The organism is Kribbella sindirgiensis, assembly GCF_004331435.1.
GTDB classification, from domain to species: domain Bacteria; phylum Actinomycetota; class Actinomycetes; order Propionibacteriales; family Kribbellaceae; genus Kribbella; species Kribbella sindirgiensis.
Genome location: NZ_SJKA01000004.1, coordinates 608689 through 628497 on the forward strand (window position 1 = coordinate 608689; position 19809 = coordinate 628497).

At 68.5% G+C, this 19809-nt stretch carries 18 protein-coding genes and 1 tRNA gene; 8 read left to right on the forward strand and 11 right to left on the reverse strand.

Annotation, left to right across the window (positions count from 1 at the left end):
- Positions 1–368: 368 nt before the first annotated feature.
- Entirely contained in the window at positions 369–542 is a 174-nt protein-coding gene (locus tag E0H50_RS42930) for a hypothetical protein (protein ID WP_165547135.1), read from the reverse strand.
- Between the two features lie 854 nt (positions 543–1396).
- Between E0H50_RS42930 and E0H50_RS14695 the strand changes: the two genes are divergently transcribed.
- The 4 genes from E0H50_RS14695 (at position 1397) to E0H50_RS14705 (ending at position 3494) form a co-directional block, all read left to right on the forward strand.
- Complete coding sequence (locus E0H50_RS14695; protein WP_131288346.1) at positions 1397–1927, forward strand: hypothetical protein; 531 nt, start codon at positions 1397–1399, stop codon at positions 1925–1927.
- A 111-nt stretch (positions 1928–2038) separates the two neighbouring features.
- A tRNA-Arg gene (locus E0H50_RS42935) sits at positions 2039–2125 on the forward strand.
- 65 nt (positions 2126–2190) lie between these two features.
- Positions 2191–2727 carry an RNA polymerase sigma factor gene (locus E0H50_RS14700; protein WP_131288349.1) on the forward strand — a complete coding sequence of 179 codons (537 nt, stop codon included), beginning with the start codon at positions 2191–2193 and terminating at the stop codon, positions 2725–2727.
- A complete protein-coding gene (locus tag E0H50_RS14705) occupies positions 2724–3494 on the forward strand; it encodes a hypothetical protein (RefSeq protein ID WP_131288352.1) in 771 nt (256 codons plus the stop codon). The genes E0H50_RS14700 and E0H50_RS14705 overlap by 4 nt, the downstream gene beginning before the upstream one ends.
- Here the strand turns inward: E0H50_RS14705 and E0H50_RS14710 are convergent, their stop codons facing one another.
- Positions 3495–4172: a GAP family protein gene (locus tag E0H50_RS14710; protein WP_131288355.1), complete on the reverse strand. Its 678-nt coding sequence runs from the start codon at positions 4170–4172 to the stop codon at positions 3495–3497.
- A 3-nt stretch (positions 4173–4175) separates the two neighbouring features.
- Positions 4176–4391 (reverse strand): hypothetical protein, encoded by a 216-nt coding sequence (locus E0H50_RS14715; RefSeq protein ID WP_131288358.1) that lies wholly within the window; start codon positions 4389–4391, stop codon positions 4176–4178.
- A gap of 100 nt (positions 4392–4491) precedes the next feature.
- Here E0H50_RS14715 and E0H50_RS14720 point away from each other — a divergent pair, with 100 nt between their 5' ends.
- The 3 genes from E0H50_RS14720 to E0H50_RS14730 are packed head-to-tail and all read left to right on the forward strand — an operon-like array spanning position 4492 to position 8585.
- Positions 4492–5523, forward strand: a complete 1032-nt coding sequence (locus E0H50_RS14720) for a lysylphosphatidylglycerol synthase domain-containing protein (protein WP_165547136.1) — start codon at positions 4492–4494, stop codon at positions 5521–5523.
- A gap of 7 nt (positions 5524–5530) precedes the next feature.
- Positions 5531–7432 carry a hypothetical protein gene (locus tag E0H50_RS14725; protein WP_131288363.1) on the forward strand — a complete coding sequence of 634 codons (1902 nt, stop codon included), beginning with the start codon at positions 5531–5533 and terminating at the stop codon, positions 7430–7432.
- 34 nt (positions 7433–7466) lie between these two features.
- Positions 7467–8585: a S1C family serine protease gene (locus E0H50_RS14730; protein ID WP_202868136.1), complete on the forward strand. Its 1119-nt coding sequence runs from the start codon at positions 7467–7469 to the stop codon at positions 8583–8585.
- On the opposite strand, the gene glsA is transcribed toward E0H50_RS14730, so the two are convergent.
- The 6 genes from glsA to E0H50_RS42940 form a co-directional block, all read right to left on the reverse strand.
- The gene (gene glsA, locus E0H50_RS14735) at positions 8550–9566 is read right to left on the reverse strand and encodes a glutaminase A (RefSeq protein WP_131288365.1); all 1017 of its coding nucleotides are present in this window, start codon (positions 9564–9566) and stop codon (positions 8550–8552) included. The genes E0H50_RS14730 and glsA overlap by 36 nt on opposite strands.
- 1 nt (position 9567) lies before the next feature.
- Entirely contained in the window at positions 9568–11364 is a 1797-nt protein-coding gene (locus tag E0H50_RS14740) for an SLC13 family permease (RefSeq protein ID WP_131288368.1), read from the reverse strand.
- Positions 11365–11373: 9 nt separating this feature from the next.
- On the reverse strand, positions 11374–13041 hold the full coding sequence (locus E0H50_RS14745) for an AbgT family transporter (RefSeq protein ID WP_131288371.1): 1668 nt from the start codon (positions 13039–13041) through the stop codon (positions 11374–11376).
- Complete coding sequence (locus E0H50_RS14750; RefSeq protein ID WP_202868137.1) at positions 13038–14546, reverse strand: leucyl aminopeptidase family protein; 1509 nt, start codon at positions 14544–14546, stop codon at positions 13038–13040. The genes E0H50_RS14745 and E0H50_RS14750 overlap by 4 nt, the downstream gene beginning before the upstream one ends.
- 25 nt (positions 14547–14571) lie before the next feature.
- Positions 14572–15054 (reverse strand): DUF1269 domain-containing protein, encoded by a 483-nt coding sequence (locus E0H50_RS14755; protein ID WP_131288376.1) that lies wholly within the window; start codon positions 15052–15054, stop codon positions 14572–14574.
- Between the two features lie 86 nt (positions 15055–15140).
- A complete protein-coding gene (locus E0H50_RS42940) occupies positions 15141–15602 on the reverse strand; it encodes an RDD family protein (protein WP_165547137.1) in 462 nt (153 codons plus the stop codon).
- A 9-nt stretch (positions 15603–15611) separates the two neighbouring features.
- On the opposite strand from E0H50_RS42940, the gene E0H50_RS42945 reads away from it, so the two are divergent.
- Positions 15612–15938, forward strand: coding sequence for a hypothetical protein (locus E0H50_RS42945; RefSeq protein ID WP_165547138.1), 327 nt, complete (start codon positions 15612–15614; stop codon positions 15936–15938).
- Between the two features lie 127 nt (positions 15939–16065).
- Here the strand turns inward: E0H50_RS42945 and E0H50_RS14765 are convergent, their stop codons facing one another.
- Positions 16066–18711 (reverse strand): LuxR C-terminal-related transcriptional regulator, encoded by a 2646-nt coding sequence (locus tag E0H50_RS14765; RefSeq protein WP_165547139.1) that lies wholly within the window; start codon positions 18709–18711, stop codon positions 16066–16068.
- Between the two features lie 141 nt (positions 18712–18852).
- Positions 18853–19716, reverse strand: a complete 864-nt coding sequence (gene qcrC, locus E0H50_RS14770) for a cytochrome bc1 complex diheme cytochrome c subunit (protein ID WP_131288384.1) — start codon at positions 19714–19716, stop codon at positions 18853–18855.
- Between the last annotated feature and the right edge of the window lie 93 nt (positions 19717–19809).

Sequence of the window (19809 nt, forward strand, 5' to 3'; positions counted from 1 at the left end):
CCCTCGTTGCAGCGCTATGGGGAACAGAACGAGTTCTGCTGCCGGAGCGTGGTGCGGGATCGCTGCGGCCGCATGCTGGCGCGGCGCTCGCCCTCGTCGGTGACAAGGGCGCGCAGCGCGACACACGAGCTTTCCGGCGGAAGACGCCCGTTGCCCTCTCCGATGAGTTCTGCGTGGGAACGCTATGGACCGAGGGGATGTTGGTGCGAGCCAACTAGAGTGGAAACCAGTCGAACTAGTGAGGACTGGTTACGCCTGAAGGGGGGAGCAGGTCGGCTGAATGCGTCGGTATCCTAAACCGATGATCAGGTGCTCGACTCGGCGCCAGAAGCCGACGCACCAGAGTCGCCATGCTGACTGTGAACTCCTCATGCGTCGGATGCCGACTGAGCGGGCAGGTGCCAATCGGGCAATGTGGAGCATGCTGGGAACGCGGCAGGCATGCCGACGACATCCGCCTTGCAGCGCTCGTGGTCCCGGGTCCACTCATTCGCTGGGTCGTACTCCAGCGCTTCACCAATCACCTTCAGGTATTCGGTCATCTCGTCATACTTCCGGCGGCGACGGAGTTTCCCATATTCGTTTCGACACCAAGCCCGGCCAGCTCGATCGTTGAAGAGGATGTCAGCCGCGGCCACCTCGCGTCGGCGGAATCCGGGACGTACACCCACGGTAACTGCTTGGCAAGCGACCTAGCCGGCAGGCGGTACGACGGGTTTGGGAGAGGCTGCCGCCCTCCAAAACATGAGGAAAGGCCGCTGGAGTCACTCGCCTGGCCCCAACGGCCCCGCTTCTGTGTCGCCCTGTGGATGGTGCGGCGTCCGGACTCGCTATTCAAGCGGTTCCGGGGATTCAACCTCCTTGCGCATCGGGGTCCATCGAGCCGTTAGACGCATGCCAAGCGTCTCGCCCAACGGACGGAGGAAAGATTCGGCCACCTTCGCTGTGCGGGCGAAGTCTGCTGCGTCCACCTCCTGGTCCAACAGGTCTCGGGTGAAGTTCAACCACCATCGCCAGGCGATGAGGCCACAGACCGGCCGGACTGTGCTGGCGAACAGCAACAAGATGAGCCAAATACCGGACATGTCCAAACCTTCCGTACGTCCTTGGCATATGCACGTGCATTTGGCCTTGCAGATCGGATGCTAACACCGACCGGTCAACGTCCGAGCCCGCCTACAGCGGATTGTGTCGGCGAATCGCCAAGACCGTCGGCGCAGCGGCAAATGACTTACCGTAGTTACAACCCCCCTGTGCGTAATGGAAGGTCCGCCACGCCAACACAGGAGGCGTCATGTCCCACGGTCGGCCTTGCGAGGAATCGACGTCTACGCGGTGCCGATGCTCATGCGACACGCGAGGTCACGGAACGGTCGGTGCGCCGTTGTATCGGTCCATGGCCGCGAGCTATCGGTCGAGCACGCGATTCGTTCCAACGGGCAAGTACGCCGACACTGCTGTCGACGTACTAGCTGAGGTCATTCAACGGTCTCCTCGTGACGCTGATCAGCTTTACGAAGCCGTGCAGCAGGTGGTGAGCGAGAACGCTTGGGGCCTGCTGTTCGACAAGAAGCCCCGCAACAGACGTGTGGGGCGCAAGCATTGGTTGTGTCAGATGCTCGCGGAGGCAGCCGAGATGCTGGATCAGTTGGCGGACATCCCTGGCACCATCGGGGACGATGTCCGCGCTGAGTGCAGGACGGCTGGATGGGGCGCTTTGCGGAGTAAGGCGGCCGGCCTCGCGGTCGGGCACCTCGCCCGGTTGACGTTGACCCCGTCGCTCGCGCCGGTGGCAGTGTTGTCGATGAAGGTACGTGTCGTGGCTGTGATGTTCTGCCCGGACAGTTCCAAGCACCCGGCTCTTGAGAACGCCTGCGCACGGCAACTGCTGCGCGCTCTCGGGTTCCCGCCGGGCGCGGCGGCATAGTTAGCTGCCGCCGGCAGGCCGGATCGATCGACCAGCTCAGCGGGGAACAGCTGGGGAACGAAGAGGTGTCGAACCCAGTTGGTTGGAGTCGACGGCGCCCAAACTGGTGATGCCTCTTGAGGCTCGCTGAGGGTGGTGTCTACGGAGTCGCTCGGTTTCCTAAACCGTGCGTCGCAGGTTCGAATCCTGCCGGGGGCACCTAGTTCTGATCTGTTCGGGGTTGGCCGCGACACAGTGTTGGGTGTGGTGGACAGGTTCGGGGCATGAGTGAGCATTCACCGCCGGGGCGGGAGGCGCGGTTCGTCGCGTTGTTCGAGGCGACGTACCGCGACCTGGTTCGGTTCGCGCAGCGTCGGGTGGTGGGGGCGCAGGCTGAGGATGTTGTTGCTGAGGCGTTTCTGGTTGCGTGGCGGCGGACTGATGATGTGCCGGCGGAGCTGACGGATGCGCGGGCCTGGTTGTTCGGGATCGCGCGGAATGTGATTCTGAACGTTCATCGCGGGGTACGGCGGCGGACCGCTCTTGCCGTTCGGCTTGCGGAGACGACGGCTGTTCCGCTCGACGACACGGATCTCGTGGTCAGGCAGATCGATCTCGCTCGTGCGTGGGACAGGTTGTCCGCCGTTCACCAGGAGGCGCTGGCGCTGGCTGTGCTCGACGGCCTCACCGCGCCACAAGCCGCGGCTGTCCTCGGCATCTCCCCTGTTGCGTTCCGCTTGCGGCTCAGCCGGGCTCGTCGAACGTTGCGTGCGTTCCTCGACCACAGCCCGGCCCAAGTTCCCGAAAGGCACCTCTCATGACAAGCATCGACGAACTCATCAAGACCCTCGACCCTGCGACCAGCGACGCCGACGCGCACAGCCCGCGCGCTCAGAAGGACCTGCGGCGGATCCTCATGAGCGAGACCGCGCCGGTGCGTGCGCGAAGGCGGTGGGCACCGCGAGTCGCCGTGACCACAGGCCTGGTCGCCGCAGCGGCTGTCGGCGTACTCGTACTGCCGTCAGCGCTGGGAGGCGATCGCGCCTTCGCGACGTGGACCGCGACCCCGACCGGCATGTCCACCAGTCAAGGCGCCGACGCCGCCGACTCCTGCCGCGATCATCAGCGGTCGGCGGGCCGCGAGTACCGCGATCAACTCGCCAAAGCCACCACCGCGATCGCGGAACGCCGTGGCACGTGGACGCTCGTCGTACTCGCCGACCAGAACGGGTTCAGCGCACTCTGCATCACCGACGATTCGCGGCACCTGTTCCGCAGCTTCATCGGCTCGGTCGGAACGACACCGGCCGCGGATCGCCCCGGTCCGCGGGCCTTGACCGCGACCAGCCTCGGCACCGGTTCGATCTCCGACCACGACGTTTCGGTCGCTGCAGGCCTTGCTGGCGCAGACGTCACCGCCGTGACCTACACCAGCCCGACCCGGGGCAAAGTCAACGCAACCGTCAACGGCGGCCAGTTCGCGCTCTGGCTCCCCGGCGGCGAACTGATGAACGCCAACCGCACCGGAACGCCGGTTCAGGTCACCCACCGCGACGGCACAACTAGCACGGTCACCCTGCGCCTCTGATCAGCGGAAGAGGTCGAGGCCTTGGCCGATGAGGACTGTGGCCAGCACCAGCAGGAGGATGACGGTGATGGTGTTCAGGTTGGTGAGTAGCCAGGTCTCCAGGGCTCGGAGGGTGCGGGCGGATCGCGTTGGGCCGGTTAGTACGACGGCTAGCAATGGGCCTACGACCGTTAAGGACGCTGTGGCGATGAAGACGGCCGTTGCGGCTATCAGTTGAGAGGTGGGGAGGGCGGCTCCGCCTAGGTAGGTGCCGGCGCTCAGGACTAGTGGGAGGTTCTTGAGGTTTGCCAGCGCTGCAGCGGCCCCAGCCAAAAGCAGACCGCCCGCGGACAGCAGGGCGATGCGGTCGACGATGGCGGGGCGCGGTGGAGGTGTTCCGGGGTCGGGGCGTTTGCGCCAGTAGCGGACGGCGAGGACAGCGAACAGTACGCCGACCGCCAGCTGCAGTACGTCGACGCCGTCACGAGTGCTCTCCTCGTGGCCCTCGGCGACCGTGTCCGTGAGCCAGGCGACGAGGCCGACGGCGGCCGTCAGCGCCCCGATCCATCCGGCGGTGAAGTACAGCCCGGCCCGGACCGGACGTGCGGACAGCAGGACCAGCACGATGCAGACCATCGGCACCGGGCTCAGGGCGATCGCCATCGCCTGCGGAAGGACGGCGCCGGCGACAGGCCACACGACTCAGTGACCGTTCGGCGGCGGCGGGACCTGCAGGACTTCGAGGATGCTGATCCCGAGCATGTCCAGGTGGTTCAGGATGCCGGCCAGCGCCGCCTGGTCGGCGAGGTAGCCGTGGAGAACGGTTTGCGCGGGCTCCGAGTCCGCCGTCAGTGACGGGAACGCGTCGGTCAGGTCTCGCGACAACGTTCCCTGGACCCGGATGACGTAGTGACGCATGGGAGGCCCCTTTCACGCACGACTCTGCTGCCGCGGTAGCCGGCCCGGCTCCCCCGGATCGGGGGAGCCGAGTCGTAGCGGCGACCAGCAGGCTGGGACCGTGGCCGAGTCGTTGCCAACACACCGAGCTGCTCGGCGGAAGATCCCGAAGCCCCTGGTGCGGCTGCTCCGGCTCGTCCTCGTCGCCGTCACGGCGTGGTTGCTCCTGCGATTGCTGCGCGGTGTGGACTGGGGCGAAGTGGGCTACGCGCTCACCCATCTCAGCTGGTGGCAGATCGCGGTGCTGCTGGTCGCCATGGTGATCCGGCGGTCCGTCCTCGCGGCTCCGCTGGCGCTCCTGATCGCGGGCCTCAGCTACCTGCGGGCGATGGTGAGCGACGTCGCGGCGGCGGCTGTCGCCACGATCGCGCCCTCCCCCGGCGATGTCGTCCTGCGGCTCGCCATGCTGCGCTCGTGGGGCATCAACGCCACCGACGCGGCGTCGGGCCTGACCCTCGCCACGACCTTGTTCTACGTCGCGCGCCTCGCCGCTCCGGTTTTCGGTTTCCTGATCTTCTGGGCTGCGCGCGACTTCTACGGCCCGTTCGCCTGGTCGGCGCTGATCTTCGGCGCGGGTTCCGCCGTACTGCTCGGTGGTCTGCTCTACGCGCTCCGCGCGGAACGTACGGCGGCGACGATCGGGAGGCTGCTCGGACGACTCTTCCAGCGAGCGCGGCCGTCCAGCGCCGGACCGGATGCCTGGGAAGAGCGGCTCGTCTCGTTCCAGTCGCACAGCGCGGGCCGGATGAGCCAGCGCGGGTCGCTCACCGTACTCAGCCAGCTGATCCTGATCCTCGTCGAAGCCGGCGTTCTCGTGCTGTGCGTGGGCTTCGTCGGCGTACAGCTGGACAGTACCGCCGTGATCCTGATGATCTGCAGCTTCATGGTCGTCTATCCACTGACCGGGCTGCCGCTCATGGGGGCCGGGGTCCTGGACGCGACGTACGCCGCCTTCGTGTCCGACCACAGTGCGATCGAGGCCACCGACCTGGTGGCGGGACTGCTCGTCTGGCGCGTCGCCGTCCAGCTCGTACCCGTCATCGTCGGACTGGCGACGGTGCTGGTGTGGCGGCGGCTCACCTGGAACAGGTGATCTCCACATGGGCGCGAGACCGCTGGTGTTCGCTCTGACGGTGTTGCTGTTCGTCGTACTGCACGAACCGGTCGCAGCCGCGGAGTCGCCGGAAGACACGGCTGCTCACGTACTCGCGGATCGCTACGCGCCGATCGTCAGGCTTCAGGACGGCGGCGCGAACTGCGAGTACGGCGAACAGTTCCAGCCGACCGATGTCGAGGCGGTCCTCGGTGATCAGCAGGTCGCCCTCCGCGGGCCCTGGCGACCGCCCGACCTGGTCAAGACCCAGCCGGAAGGCACCGACCTCGGCCGTGCGTATCCGGGCCATTTCCTGGACTTCCCGGGCGACCCGTTGCGCCCCGGCTGCGACTACGCCGAATGGTCGGCGCGCATCAACCGCGTGCATCCGGCGACCGTGTACGCCCACGTGGTCGCGGACTCGGGCCTGCTCTCCTTGGAGTACTGGTTCTTCTACGTCTTCAACGACTACAACAACACGCATGAAGGCGACTGGGAGTCCGTGCAGCTGATCTTCGATGCGACGACGCCGACGGCCGCGTTGCGTACCGATCCGACGGCCGTCGGGTTCAGCCAGCACGGGGGCGCCGAGCGGGCGCGGTGGGGTGACGCGAAGCTCGAGATCGTCGACGGCACGCATCCGGTCGTGTACCCGGCGGCCGGCTCGCACGCCAACAAGTTCGGCCGCCGGCTGTATCTCGGCCGCGGCTCCGAGGGCCTCGGCTGTGACGACACGACGCGGCCCGGGATCGAGCTCCGGCCCAAGGTCGCCTACGTCCCGATGGCGCGAGCGGACTATCTGAAGCAGTACCCGTGGCTGGCCTTCGAGGGCCGCTGGGGTGAGCGGCAGCGGTCGTTCTTCGACGGACCGACCGGACCCAATCAGAAGGCCTCCTGGGTGCAACCGGTCCAGGACGCCGAGGCGACCTGGCGGGACGACAGCACGACCGTACCGGCCGGCCGTCTCCTCGGCCCGAGCAGCACCGGCGCCTTCTGTACGGCGGTTGCCACCGGATCGAACCTGCTCCGCGAGACCCTCGATCGCACGTGGTTGTTGGGCCTCCTGCTGACCGTGGTCGTCATCCTGATCTGGCTCGCAGCGAGCCGGACCCGCTGGAGTCCCAGCACGCCACTACCGGCGAGGACGCGGCGCGCGTGGGGCCAGACTGTCGCAGCCGCGTTCCAGTTGTTCCGGCAGAGACCCGGCCTGTTCGGCGGATTCGCCGTCGCATTCGTCGTCCTGAGCCTCGCGACGCTCGGCCTCGCCGAACTCCAGGCCGCCCGGCACGACGCGCCCGCCGACCTCGGCGCTCCGACCGAGAACGCGACAGGTTTCTGGGCGTCACTACTCGCTCTCGCCGTCACCGCGCTCACAGCCGCGACGTACGTCGCACTGCTCGCCGCGGTCACCTCGACGCTCGACCGGCTGGACCGCAACGTGCCAGTGACGACCGCGTTCAACTGGCACGACGTGCGATCGCGCGCTCGGCCACTGGCCGCGGTCGCCGTCCGGTACTTCGTGGTCATCGCCGTGCTGACCGTAGTCGTGGCGACGATCCCGCTGGCCGTGTACTACGCGGTGAGCAGGGCCTTCGCCCTACCTGCCGTGATCGCGGAGCAGGTATCCGCGACTACGGCGCTGAAACGCAGCCGGCTCCTGGTGAAGGGCCGCTGGTGGCGAACCGCCGGCCGGCTCACGATCGTCGTCGGGCTCGGTCTCGCCGTCGGGCCGATCGCCGGGATCGTGCTCCTGCTCGCAACAGATCTGCAGCCCACGCTGATCAACGTGGTGTCGTCGCTGTTGTTCGCCCTCGTGATGCCGCTCGTCGCGGCCGCCGTCGGCTACCTGTACTTCGACCGCGCCGCCGCCGTGCGAGAACAGCCGGACGAGGTCGCCCAGATCGGGTGACCTGGCCGGCGGACGCCGTACCTATTGTCGGGATGTGTCCCAGGCCGACGGCGGACCGCCGCAACCCGCAGCCAGGACCGGACCGGCCCGGCTGCTGATCGTCGCGATCGCGGAGGGCGTGATCGTTGCGGCGCTCGTGATCGCGCTGATCGTGGTCAGCGTCCGGCGCGGCGGAGGTACGGCGGACGCCTCGCCGGCCGCGGGTCCGGCCGATGCCGGTACGGCGATGTGCCCGGCGATCCCGGTCGCGAACCAGATCCTGCCGTCGATCGTCACGATCTCGGCGAGCCGTGGCGTCCAGAGCGGTACCGGCTCGGGGCAGGTGTTCCGCGACGGCGGCTACATCCTGACCAACGACCACGTCGTCTCACCGGGCGTCGGCGGCACGATATCGGTCCAGTACAGCGACGGACACAACGCGGCCGCCGTTCTCGTCGGCCGCGATCCCAGCACCGATCTCGCGGTGCTGAAGGCCTCCGACGAGGCGAAGGGGTATCCCGTGATCGGTCTCGGCTCCTCGGCCGGGCTGCAGGTCGGGCAGCCGGTGGTCGCCCTCGGCGCTCCGCTCGGGCTGGCGAGCACGGTCACGTCGGGGATCGTCAGCGCGCTCGACCGCTACGTGCCGGTGCCCGGCGACGGCGTCACCCATCACCTGATCGGCGCCATCCAGACCGATGCGGCGATCAACCCCGGCAACAGCGGCGGCGCCCTGGTCGACTGCGCCGGAAAACTGGTCGGTGTCAACGCCGCGATCGCCACCGTCCCGAACGAGGCCGGCGTCGGCGGCGGCGGGAGCGTCGGTCTGGGCTTCGCGATCCCGATCGATCTCGCGAACCCGATCGCCGACGAGCTCATCCGGACCGGTAAGCCCGGGCACCCGACGACCGGCCTGCAGCTGCAGGAGATCCCACCGGCACTCGCCAAGGCGTCCGGCGCCCCGAGCGGGCTCTTCGTTCTCGCCGCGACCGGACCAGGCGCGAAGGCCGGCTTGAAGGCCGGCGACGTGATCACCGCGGTCGACGGCGCTCCGGCCGTCAGCAGCGAACAGATCGTGGTCGCGACACTGACCCGCAAGGCCGGCGACACCCTCGAGCTGACGTACGTGCGCGCCGGAACCTCAGCCACCACCTCGCTCACGCTCGCCGCCCCCTGAGGCCGGCGCGACCGGCTGCGAGGCGAGCAGATCCAGACCGAGCCGCCGGGCCAGGAACCGTGCCGCCAACTGGCCCTGCACGCTGTTCCCGGCCCGGTCCAGCCGCGGACCGAAGGTTCCCAGTCCGCCCTTGCCGGGTGAGACCGTCACGATGCCGCCGCCGATCCCGCTCTTTCCCGGCACCCCGACGTCGAGCAGCCAGTCACCCGACGTCTCGTACAGGCCCGCGATCGCCATCACCACCAGCGTCACCCGAGCGACATCGGCGTCGATCACCCGTTCCTGAGTCACCGGACAGACGCCGCCGTCGGCCAGCGTCGCACCCATCACCGCCAGGTCCGCGGCGGCGATGCTCAAGCAGCTCTGCCTGGTGTAGAGCTCGGTCGCCTCGGACGGATCCCCGTCGAGAGCGCCGACACTCTTCAGGAGCGCCGCGAGCGCACGGTTGCGATGGTTCGTGGCCAAGGCCGACGCCAGCACGTCCTGATCCAGAACGAGTTCACGACCCGCGAAACGGGACAGACCGTCGACGATGAACTGCCAGCGGTCGTCGAGAGACCTGCCCGGCGTGAGGCTGGTCGTCGCGATCGCGCCCGGGTTCACCATCGGATTGGTTCGGCCGGCCGGCGACTGTTCGACCGCCTGGACGGAGTTGAAGGGCAGGCCGGTCGCGTTGACTCCGACGAGTTCGCGGAGGGCGTCGACGCCGACCGCCTGGCACATGAGGGCGAAGACGAACGGCTTGGCGACGCTCATGATCGTGAACGGCCGGTGCGCGTCCCCCGCCTCGTACAACCGGCCGTCGGTCGTCGCGACGCAGACCCCGAAGTCATCCGGATCGACACCGGCCAAGGCGGGATACACCTCCGAGACGCCGCCGTCACCGACGCCGCGAAAACGCTCGTACGTCTCCTGGACCAGGTCGGCGACGGTCGATCCGTCGGGCAGGCCACCGGTCGAGACGTACCTGGCTACGGACATCTCAGAACGGCCAGACCAGCGGGACGATGACGAGTGCCGTCAGCAACCACCACGCCATCACCACGAGGCCGAGCTTCCAGTAGTCCCCGAACCGGTAGCCCGCCGGGCTCATGATCATCATGTTCGCGGGGGTCGAGATCGGCGTCAGCAGCGAGGCCGCGCCGGCGACCGCGATCAGCATCAGCACCGGCTTGACCGACGTACCGGTGCCCTCGGCCGCTGCCACCGCGATCGGCGCGACGATCAGCACGGTGGCGGTGTTGCTGACCATCTGCCCCAGCGCGGCGGTGAGCAGGAAGAGTGCCAGCAGCAACAAGTACGGCCGGCCGGTTCCGACCGTGTCGATGATCAGGTCGGCGATCCGGTCCGCGCCGCCACTGGCCTGGATCGCCCCGGACAACGGGATCAGGCTGCCGATCAGGACGATGATCTGCCACGACACGGCGCGGTACGCCTGCCGCGGACCGACCACCCTGGTCAGCACCATCGCCGTCGCCGCCAGCAGACCGGCCATCGCGGGCGGTACGGCGCCGGTCGCGAGCAGCACGACCATCCCCACGAGAACGGCGACGGCGACCGATGCCTTCGGCCCCCACGGAACGGCCTGGCGGCGGACGAGTTCGGGAGAGTCGACGAGCAGGACGTCCCGGTCCGCGCCGAGCTCGTCGAGGACCGCCCACGGACCGTGTACGAGGATCGCATCGCCCTCGGCGAGCTGCGTGTGCCGGTGACCGCGGTCCTTCCCCATCCGCTGGACGGCCACGATCACCAGGTCGCGCCCGCGATGCATCCCCGGGAAGACGGTCTCGCCGACGAGTGCCGATCGCGGCGGGATCACGGCCTCGACGAGCCCGGTGTCGCGGGTCATCAGGTCCACGACCGGCGTCGGCGCCATGCTGACCGCGAGCAGAGAGTCCGCGGTCAGGCTGTCGATCTGGTCGGACGGTCCCGTCACGACCAGGACGTCGCCGACGGCGAAAGCGGCGTCCTTGCGGGCCCGGCCGTGCCCGTCCTCGACGCCGACGAGCGTGACATCGGGGTACGACGTGAGGTCGACATCGCGGACGCTCTGCCCGAGCAACGGCGAGAACTCGAGCACTCGCAGCCGGTAGAAGCCACCCCGCACGTCGTAGTGCACGTCGAGGGTGCGGGCGTGGACGGCCAGGTCGGCAGCGGGATGGGCCGGCCGGGTGGCAGGGAGCAGCCGAGGGCCGAGGAGGACCGAGAGGGCGATGGTGCCGACGACGAGCGGCAGGCCGACGATCGCGAAGGAGAAGAACGGGAACGCGCCCGCGCCGGCATCGTTCGCCGCGTCAGAGACGATGATGTTGACCGGGGTCCCGGTGAGCATCAGCAACGACCCGGCACTGCCCGCGAACGACAGCGGCATCAGCATCCGCGAGGGCGGTTGCCCGATGCGCACAGCTAGCATGACCACCAGGGGCAGCAGCGCCGCGACGGCTCCGTTCAGCGTGATCAATGCCGACACCACGGCACAGAGAGCGGTGACGGCGATCAGCAGGCGGCTTCGGGTGGTTCCGGCGTACCTGACGATCGCCTGCCCCGCCCAGGCGGTCACTCCGGTGGAGTCGATCCCCTCACTGACGACGAACAACGCGGCGATGAAGATCACCACCGGATCGCCGAAGCCCGCGAGTACCTCGGTGAAACTCAGGACACCGGTCGCCCAGAGCGCCAGCACAACAAGGACCGCGACGACGTCGACGGGCAGCCGGTTCCAGACGAACAGCACCACGGCCAGCCCGAGAATCAGCAGGCTCAGCGTGCCTTCATCCATGAGGGTTGCCTAGCCGAGATGGACCGGGGCGGACGGGCCCCACGGGATGCCGATCAGGTACCAGGCGATGTAGAAGAGCGTCCACGCGATCAGCACGATGCCGGTGTAGGGCAGCATCATCGACACCACGGTGCCCATGCCCGCCTTCTTCCGGTACCGCTGGCTGACGAGCACGATGAACGGCAGGTACACCATCAGCGGCGTGATCACGTTCGCCGGGCCGTCGCCGACGCGGTACGCCGCGACGACCGTCTGCGGCGCGATGCCCAACCGGTAGAACAGCGGGATGAAGATCGGCGCCAGGATCGCCCACTTCGGGATCACGCCCGGCATGATCAGGTCGATGACGAAGACCAGCAGGATGAAGCCGATCAGCAACGGCAGCGCTCCGATGTCGGCCCGCTCGAGCAGGTCGGCCAGGCCGGTCGCGGCCAGTGTCGACATGTTCGTGTAGTTGAAGTAGGCGATGAACTGCGCGATCAGCAGCATCAGGAAGATCAGGCCGCCGAGCCCGTTGAAGGTCTTCACGATCGCGTTGATCACGTTCGTACTGCCGGTCAGGGACTTCGCGCCGCGGCCGTAGCCGAGGCCGGCGGCGAGGAACAGCATCGAGATGATGAAGAGCAGACTGCTCATGAACGGCGACGACCCGAAGATCTCACCGGTGTCCGGGTTGCGCAGCGGCGCCTTGGGGATGAACGTCAGCGCGGACACGATCGCGACCGCCACCAGCAGGTAGTACACCGACCAGCGCAGCCCGCGGGACTCCAGCCGCATCTCCTCGTCGGTGGGCTGATGGTCGACCGGTGCGTCGGACGGCGCCTCGGACGGGTCGTACCTGCCGAGCCGGGGCTCCAGCAGCCGCTCGGTGATCACCGTCATCACCAGGGCGCAGAACAGCGTCGCCGCGATGCTGAAGTAGAAGTTGTGCGTGACGTTCAGGCTGACGTCGGGAGCGACCAGGCCGATCGTCTCGTTGGTGACCTCGGTGATGATGCCGTCGGCGGGCGTGATCAGCACGTTCACGAAGAACGCCGCGCTGACCCCGGCGTACGCCGCCGCGATACCGGCCAGCGGGTGCCGCCCGAGCGACGCGAACGCCGCCGCTCCGAGCGGGATCAGCACCAGGTAGCCGGCATCCGAGGCCACGCTCGAGATGCCGCCGAGCAGCACGATGATGAACGTGATCGCCGCTTTCGGGGCGACCTTCACCATCTTCCGGATCAGCGCCGCGATCAGCCCTGCCTCCTCGGCGACCCCGACCCCGATCATCGCGACCAGGATCACCGCGACCACACCGAAGTCGTTGAAGTTCTGCACGGCGGTGGTGAAGATGAAGCGGATCCCGTCGCCGGTGAGCAGGCTCTCGGCGGTGATCGTCTCGTGCTTGAGCTCGTAGTCCGGGATCACCGGTGCCGGCGGGGCGTCGTTCCCCGGCACGCTGCTGCCCTGGGGATACTCGGGTGCGACCTGGACCGTGGCCGGTTCGGCGACCTCGGTGGTCACGCTCGTCCCTGCCCAGGAAAGGATCTGGGACAGGCCGATGACGATCACGATCAGCGCGAGGAAGATCAGCGCCGGATGCGGGACCTTGTTGCCGACCCGCTCGATACCGTCCAGGACGCGCTGCATCCCGCTCTTCTTGGCGGGCTTGTCCCCGACCGTTTTCGCGTTCATGAGCCCGGCGGGACGAACCGGAGGGCGAACTCGATCAGCAGCTTGGTCCCGAAGCCGGTCGCGCCCTTGTTCCGCCACGTCCGCGGCGCCGGCAGTTGCGCCGTACCCGCGATGTCGACGTGGCCCCACGGCTTGCCGTCGACGAACTCCTGCAGGAACAGGCCGGCGGTGATCGACCCGGCGTTGATCCCGCCCATGTTCGTCAGGTCGGCGATCGTCGAATCGAGCTGGGAGCGGTACGACTTGTGCAGCGGCAACTCCCACACCGGCTCGTCCACCACGTCACCCGCCCGCCGCAGCTGCTCGACCACGGCCGGGTCGTTGCCCATCACACCGGCGACCTCGACACCGAACGTCCGCAGGCACGCACCGGTCAGCGTCGCGATGTCGACGATCGCGTCGACCGGCTCCTCGGTCGCCAGAGCGAGTGCGTCGGCCATCACCAGACGCCCCTCGGCGTCGGTGTTGAGCACCTCGACCGTCGTCCCGTTGCGCATCGTCAGGACGTCACCGAGCTTCATCGCCGATCCCGACGGCATGTTGTCGGTACACATCAGGTAGCCGGTCACGGCCGACGTACAGCCCAGGTCCCGCAGCGCCGTCATGCCTGCGAGTACGGCGGCGGCGCCGGTCATGTCGTTCTTCATCTGGGCGTGCGACTCGTCGCTCGGCTTCAGGCTGATACCGCCGGAGTCGTACATGATTCCCTTACCCACCAGGGCAATCCGGCCGGTCGGCTCCGCGGGTTGATACCTCAGGCGGATCATCCGGGGCGGTTCCACACTGCCCCGATTGACCCCGAGCAGGCCACCACAGCCCAGCTCGATCAGCTGGTCCTTGTCGAAGACCTCCACCTCCAGACCCGCCGCCGTACCGACCTCGACCGCGACCTCGGCCATCCGGACCGCGGACAGCGTCGTCGCCGGGCAGTTCGCCAAGTCACGGCCGAGACTGCACGCCGCCGCGACGATCCGGCCGCGCTCGACGCCCGTCTCCGCCGCCGCGGCGTCCTCGTCGGCGGCCACGATCTGCAGCGATTCCAGCGTGGGCTGATCCGCGTCCCGGCCGACGAAGTAGCGCCAGCGCGCCAGCAGCACACCTTCGGTGGCAGCCTGGGCGAAGTCGGCGACCGCGATCCCGGACGACGCCTCTGACGGCACCTCGACGGCCAGGTTCTTGAGCCACGGGACGGCGCGCGCGAACTCCGCGGCCAGATCGCGGACGAGCGTGGTGTCGATCTCGTCGCGGCCGCCGATACCGACCGCGACCCGCACCGGGCCGTCCGAGCGCGGCTGGACCAAGGTCTGGCCACGCTGTCCGGTGAAACCGGCGGACCCCAGCCCGGCCAGGTCGACGCCCAGCTCCTCCGGGGGCTCGGTGCCGGCAGCGACCGGTACGGCGAGGGCATCCGCCACGTCCGCTGCCTGCTTCAACGAGGCGACACCGACCCGGATCCGGTACCGGGTCGAAGGCACCGGATCGAAGTCTCGAAGGACCGTGTTCACGAAAACCTCCTGCGCCGGAGCGGGATCAGCTCTGGAGAGCCTGGACGAGCTCGTCCTCGCGCTCCTTCGTCAGATTGGTCTGGATGATCGTCGGGCTGAACGGTTTGAGCGCGTCGACCACCCGGTCGACCGTCGCCGAGCGGGCGAGCAGGAACACGGCCGCGTGGCCTTCCTGCAGTTCCTGGCCGACCTGCTTGATCAGGTCGTCGTTGATGCCGATGTCGGTGAGCTTGCCGGCGATCGCGCCGGAGGCCGCTCCCACCGCGAAGCCGGCGATCGGGCTCAGGAAGATCAGTCCGATCAAGGTCCCCCACAGCGCACCGCTCGCGGCGCCCGCGCCGGCCAGGTTGACGGTCTGCTGAATACGAACCTTGCCCTTGGCGTCCTTGTACGCGTACGCCGCATCCTCGCGCTGGAGGAGTTGCTGCTTCGCCAGATCCTCGGTCAGCTGAATGACGCGCTCGGCGTCATCGCGGCTGTCCAGACCGAGCACCACCAGATGGGTCATCGCGAACTCCTCGGGGCAGGGCGCGTCATTGTTGCCGCGCGGGACGCCTCATCCCACCAACAGCACCTGGCGGCGTCCTCCTCCGATTAGGGTGATTCGGCCTGCCGGGCGAGAAAGGCGGACAGCGGGCCCGGGAGTTCCGCGGGCCGATCACCCCAGTCATGGACGACCGCCGTACCGGCGAGCAAGTCGTGCAGGGCGCGGTGCTCGCGCTGGAACACGATCGGCAGGAAGCCCAGGCCCAGCGGTACGACGCTGAGCGGGAACGCGAGCACCCACCGCAGAGCCTGCCCGGGGTGGATCGTGCCGCCGTCGGAACGCACGATGCGGAGCCCGACGATTCCTTGGCCCGGTGTGCGTGCGGCGATGGCGAGGAATCCGAGCGCGTAGCAGACGGCTAGTGCCGCCACGCCTGCGGTCGCGGGCAGTGGGCGTCGTACTGATAGTCCCCAGAAGGCGTTGGTCAGCAGGTTCACGCCTGCCAGGGCGATGGTGAAGGAGGTCGTGATGATCAGGAGGTCGAGGGCGGTCGCTGCTGCTCTGCTCACGGCGCCTGCGTGGTGACCTGTGATGGTCAGGCGGCCGTTGCCGGTCGGGATCGGGACGTCTCGCCGGAGCAGGCGCCTGACGCCGCGGTCGAGCAGCGCATCCAACCCGGCAAGCTGCCTGCGAACCAGATCGAGAACCGACCCAGCCAACCGCGCCTGACTCTCAACCACCACCCCAGCCACACCGGCCCGCCGAACCAACCCCTCAACATCAACCCGCTCAACCAGCCGCTCGACATCAACCCGCTCGAGGAGCCGCTCGACGTCGACTCGGTCGAGGAGGCGGTCTACGTCTACTCGGTCCAGGAGGCGTTCTATGTCTATGCGGTCGAGTAGGCGGTTGATGTCTATTCGGGCGAGTTGGGCGTCCAGGTCAACGTGCGACAGGACGACGTCCGGCTGAACGGTCTCGACCACGCGACCGGTGACCTTGCCCGCGAGTCGTCCGAGCATCCCCATGCCCCTACAACAGTCCAGTAGACCTGGCAGCCCGCAGAGCCGCAGACCGCTTGTCCACACCCAGCTTGCGATACAGCGAGATCAAATGCGTCTTCACAGTGTTCTCGGTGATGAACAACGCCTGAGCGATCTCGCTGTACGAACTACCCAACGCAAGCTCGTCAAGCACCTCAGCTTCCCGCGCCGTCAGCCGCACATGGACACCGTTCACCAGAGCATCCAGCCGGCGCGGCGGCGGAGCCTGCGCCCCCGGCCGAACGCGTACCAACGGCGACATCCCCCCGGCCTTACTCCACCCGGCCCGGTGTCCGGACAGCTTCTCCAACGCCGCTGCGGCGTACGGATGTGGGTTCGGTCCCGTAGCGTTCCGGCGCAACAGATCCAGCAACACCGGATCGTCCGCAACCGACGCGAGCGCATGCAGCATGTGCTGCGGGGTCACGCGGTTCAACGTGTCCAGCAACGCGGCTTCCGCAGCCGTCTCGTCGCCGGTCCGGCTGAGCAGCACCGTCCGGAAGGACGCGGCGGCTGAGGCCAGCGGCGGATAGAGACCGGGCTGGTCGAGCCCCGCGTCGAGCTGTTTCAGCGCAGTCTCGGCGTCCTCGCTGATCATTGACGTCATCGCCCGAACCAACCCGGCTTCGGTCGAGTTACCGGTGCGCTCGAGCACCGTCACCTGTGTGCCAACGGTGGACGTGTCCCCGAGCAGTGCCGCCAGCCAGGCCCGCGCCAGTGCCAGGTCCCGGGACAGGAACGACGGCAGCGGGCCTGCTGCCGTCGGGTCTGCGGTCAGCTCGGTCAACGCCTCACCGAGCCGGCCCCGTTCGATCAGGAGCACGGCTCTCAGCATCGTGCGAAGACCAGCGACAACGGTGTCGGACCCAGCCACCTCGGTCCCCGCCACCACCCGGTGGTACTTCCACCCGGTGTCCAGGTCGAGCTCGTTCACCGCCGCGAGGCCCAGTACGACGTTCGCGCGCGCGGAGTACTCCTCTGGAAGGCTCTCCCGTCCTCCCACATCGAAAGAGGCTTGGGCCGACCGGGCCGCGTTCTGTACTTGGCCACGGGCGTAGTGCACGACGGCCTGATGCGCCAGACAGCCGGCGATCAGCCGGTGGTGCCCCGCCATCCGTGCGGTCACGAGAGCCTCGTCCAGATGGGTGAGTGCCGCGTCCAGGTCGTCGGCCCAGGTCTCGGTGGCTGCGAGCTCGATGAGCAACCACGCCAGCCGCTCAGGGCCCAGTACTGCGGGAGGGCTGCTGTGGCCGCCGGTCAGCAGTGACCGCGCCTTTGCGATCGCCTCCTGGACGTCCTGCCATCCGTAGCGGGACCTCCACAGTCGCAGCAGTGCGGCGTCCGCCTCCAGTGCGTCGTCGTCCGGTGTCGCCGCAGCCCTGTCAGCCGCGCGTTCATCGGCCGCCGCCGCGTCCAGGACGGCACCGGACACGTCGCCGCTCACTCGACGGAGCAGCCCTCGGACGCCGAGCAGATGGGGATGCTCATCCAGGTAGCCGGCCGGCAACGCGTCGAACCCGACCGCGACCAGATCGGCCTTGCCCGCAGCGAGCAGCTCCGGGCCGTGGCCGAGCAGGATCCGCTCGACCAGCGCCGCGTCGTCGGCATCGACAGCACTGCGCAGTGCGGACCCGCTGTCGCCACGGTTCTCGTAGTACAAGGCCGAGCGATGCTGTGCGCTGACGACCAGTTGGCGGTCGTCGGCGCTGGCCGCGATCCGCCGGCGGAGCAGTTCGACCAGCAGCGGGTGGTACCGGTACAACGGTTTGCTCGCCGAGTCATCGGCGTACGCCGTCACCAGCAGGCCACTGCCGGCGAGATCCGCGAGCATCGAACCCGCCTCGGAGTCACCGCTCAGAACCTCGGCGAGCCGACCGCTCAGCGTGGTTGCGCCGAAGGTGCTGAGGAGCATCGCCTGGACCCGTTTGTCGAGGGTGTTCAGCGTCTCGCCGAGCAGCAGGTCGAGCACCTCCCCCTGATTGCCCAGGGGCCACACGACGTCACCGGATGCCTGCAGTGTGCGGGCGGCGAGCACCAGTGCTGCTGCCCAGCCAGCCGCCTTCTCCTGAACCAGCATGATGTCGGCTGGACTGGCGTCCTGGGCATGCGCTCGGACCAGAGCGGCGGCCTCTGCGTCGTTGAACCGCAGCTCGCGCGAACGCAGGGTCAGCGCCATCCCTCTGACCTCGAGCTCGGACACCGGCAACAACAGGTCGTACCGGGTGGCCAGGAGCAACCGGACCGCGTGCGGTGTCTCCTGCAGAACGCGCGACATCTCGCCGACGACTGCCGCCGGCAACAGGTGGGCGTCGTCGACAACGATCGGGTCCGTGACGGCCGGCCCGTCGCCTTCGCGAACCCATTCGAGGACTCCCTCGAGCACACCGGGGGCCTGGCCCCGCAACCAGACCACAGGCTGAGCGGACTGCCTTCTGCGTGTCACCCAGTCGGACAGCAGAACGGTCTTGCCAGTCCCGGGCGGCGCGACCACCATGGTCAGCGGCGAGTGCACCCCGAGGTCGAGGGCAGAGTGCAGGCGCTCACGCGTCACGAGCGTCAGCGGCGGCCGTGCGATCGTCCCATCGGCCGGGTACCGGAACTGCTCACGCGCTCGATCGGGCCTCGGGCTCGTCACGCGCGTCCCCCTCCCCTGGGCGGGCGTGTCTGACTGGCTCCTTGTCCCCGTTCCTCCGTCCTCCTCCGACATTCGAGACTAGCTGGTTCGGGCCGACCGTGGCAGGCCCGGACGCGGCCGGGTTTCCTGCGGCCGTTCGCTTCACTTGTGGGCTGTTCTGTTCTTTCCACCGGGGATGCGGGGCACCTTGGCCCCGATCCAGACCGCGACGACGACCAGCAGCCCGATACCGACCAGCCAGCCCCACAGGCCTTCGGAGACCGGGCCGAGCCGCCCGAGCCCGAACCCTCCCGGGTCGGGCTGCTCCCGCAACGCCATGATGTACGCGATGACGGCGCGCTTGTCCTCAGGGAGCAGGACCTGGTCGGAGAACACCGGCATCTGCTGCGGACCGGTGAGCATCGCCAGGTAGATGTTCCGCGGCGTGACGTCCATCAGCGACGGCGCGTAGCGGCCGTTCGGGAGCGCGCCGCCACGGCCGGCGAAGTTGTGACAGGCGGTGCAGTTCGTCCGGAACAGCTCACCGCCGCGGACGACGTCCTCCTGCGTGGCCTTGCTGATGTCGTACGCCTCGCTGGCCGGCACCGCGGGTCCGGGAGCGAGCGATGCGATGTACGCCGCCAACGCAGCGGTCTCCTGCTCGTTGTACACCGGCGGCTTCCGCGGGATCTGCGCGTTGGGCTGGGCGGCCGGCATCCGTCCGGTGCTGACCTGGAACTCGACCGCGGCTGCGCCGACACCGAGCAGCGAAGGTCCGGCCAACCGGTCCTCACCGTTGGTCCCACCCTCGGCATGCAGGCCGTGGCAGCTCGAGCAACCGACCGCGAACAGTCGCCGCCCTTCGTCGATCTGGTCGGACTGCGGCCCGTCCGCCCCCGCGGCACCGCCGGGCAGCAGCACGGCGTACGCGAACCCCACGATCACCAGCGCCACGCCGACCACCAGCGATCGGGCGACCCGTCCCCGGCGTACCGGCCGAGCGGTCCCGCTGTCCGCGTCGCGCATCTCCGCACCTCCGGGCCGGCCCGGACACCTTCTGCACGGCCAGCAGATCCGACCGGACGCCCCACGGGGATCCCCCGAATCGGGTGATCCGGA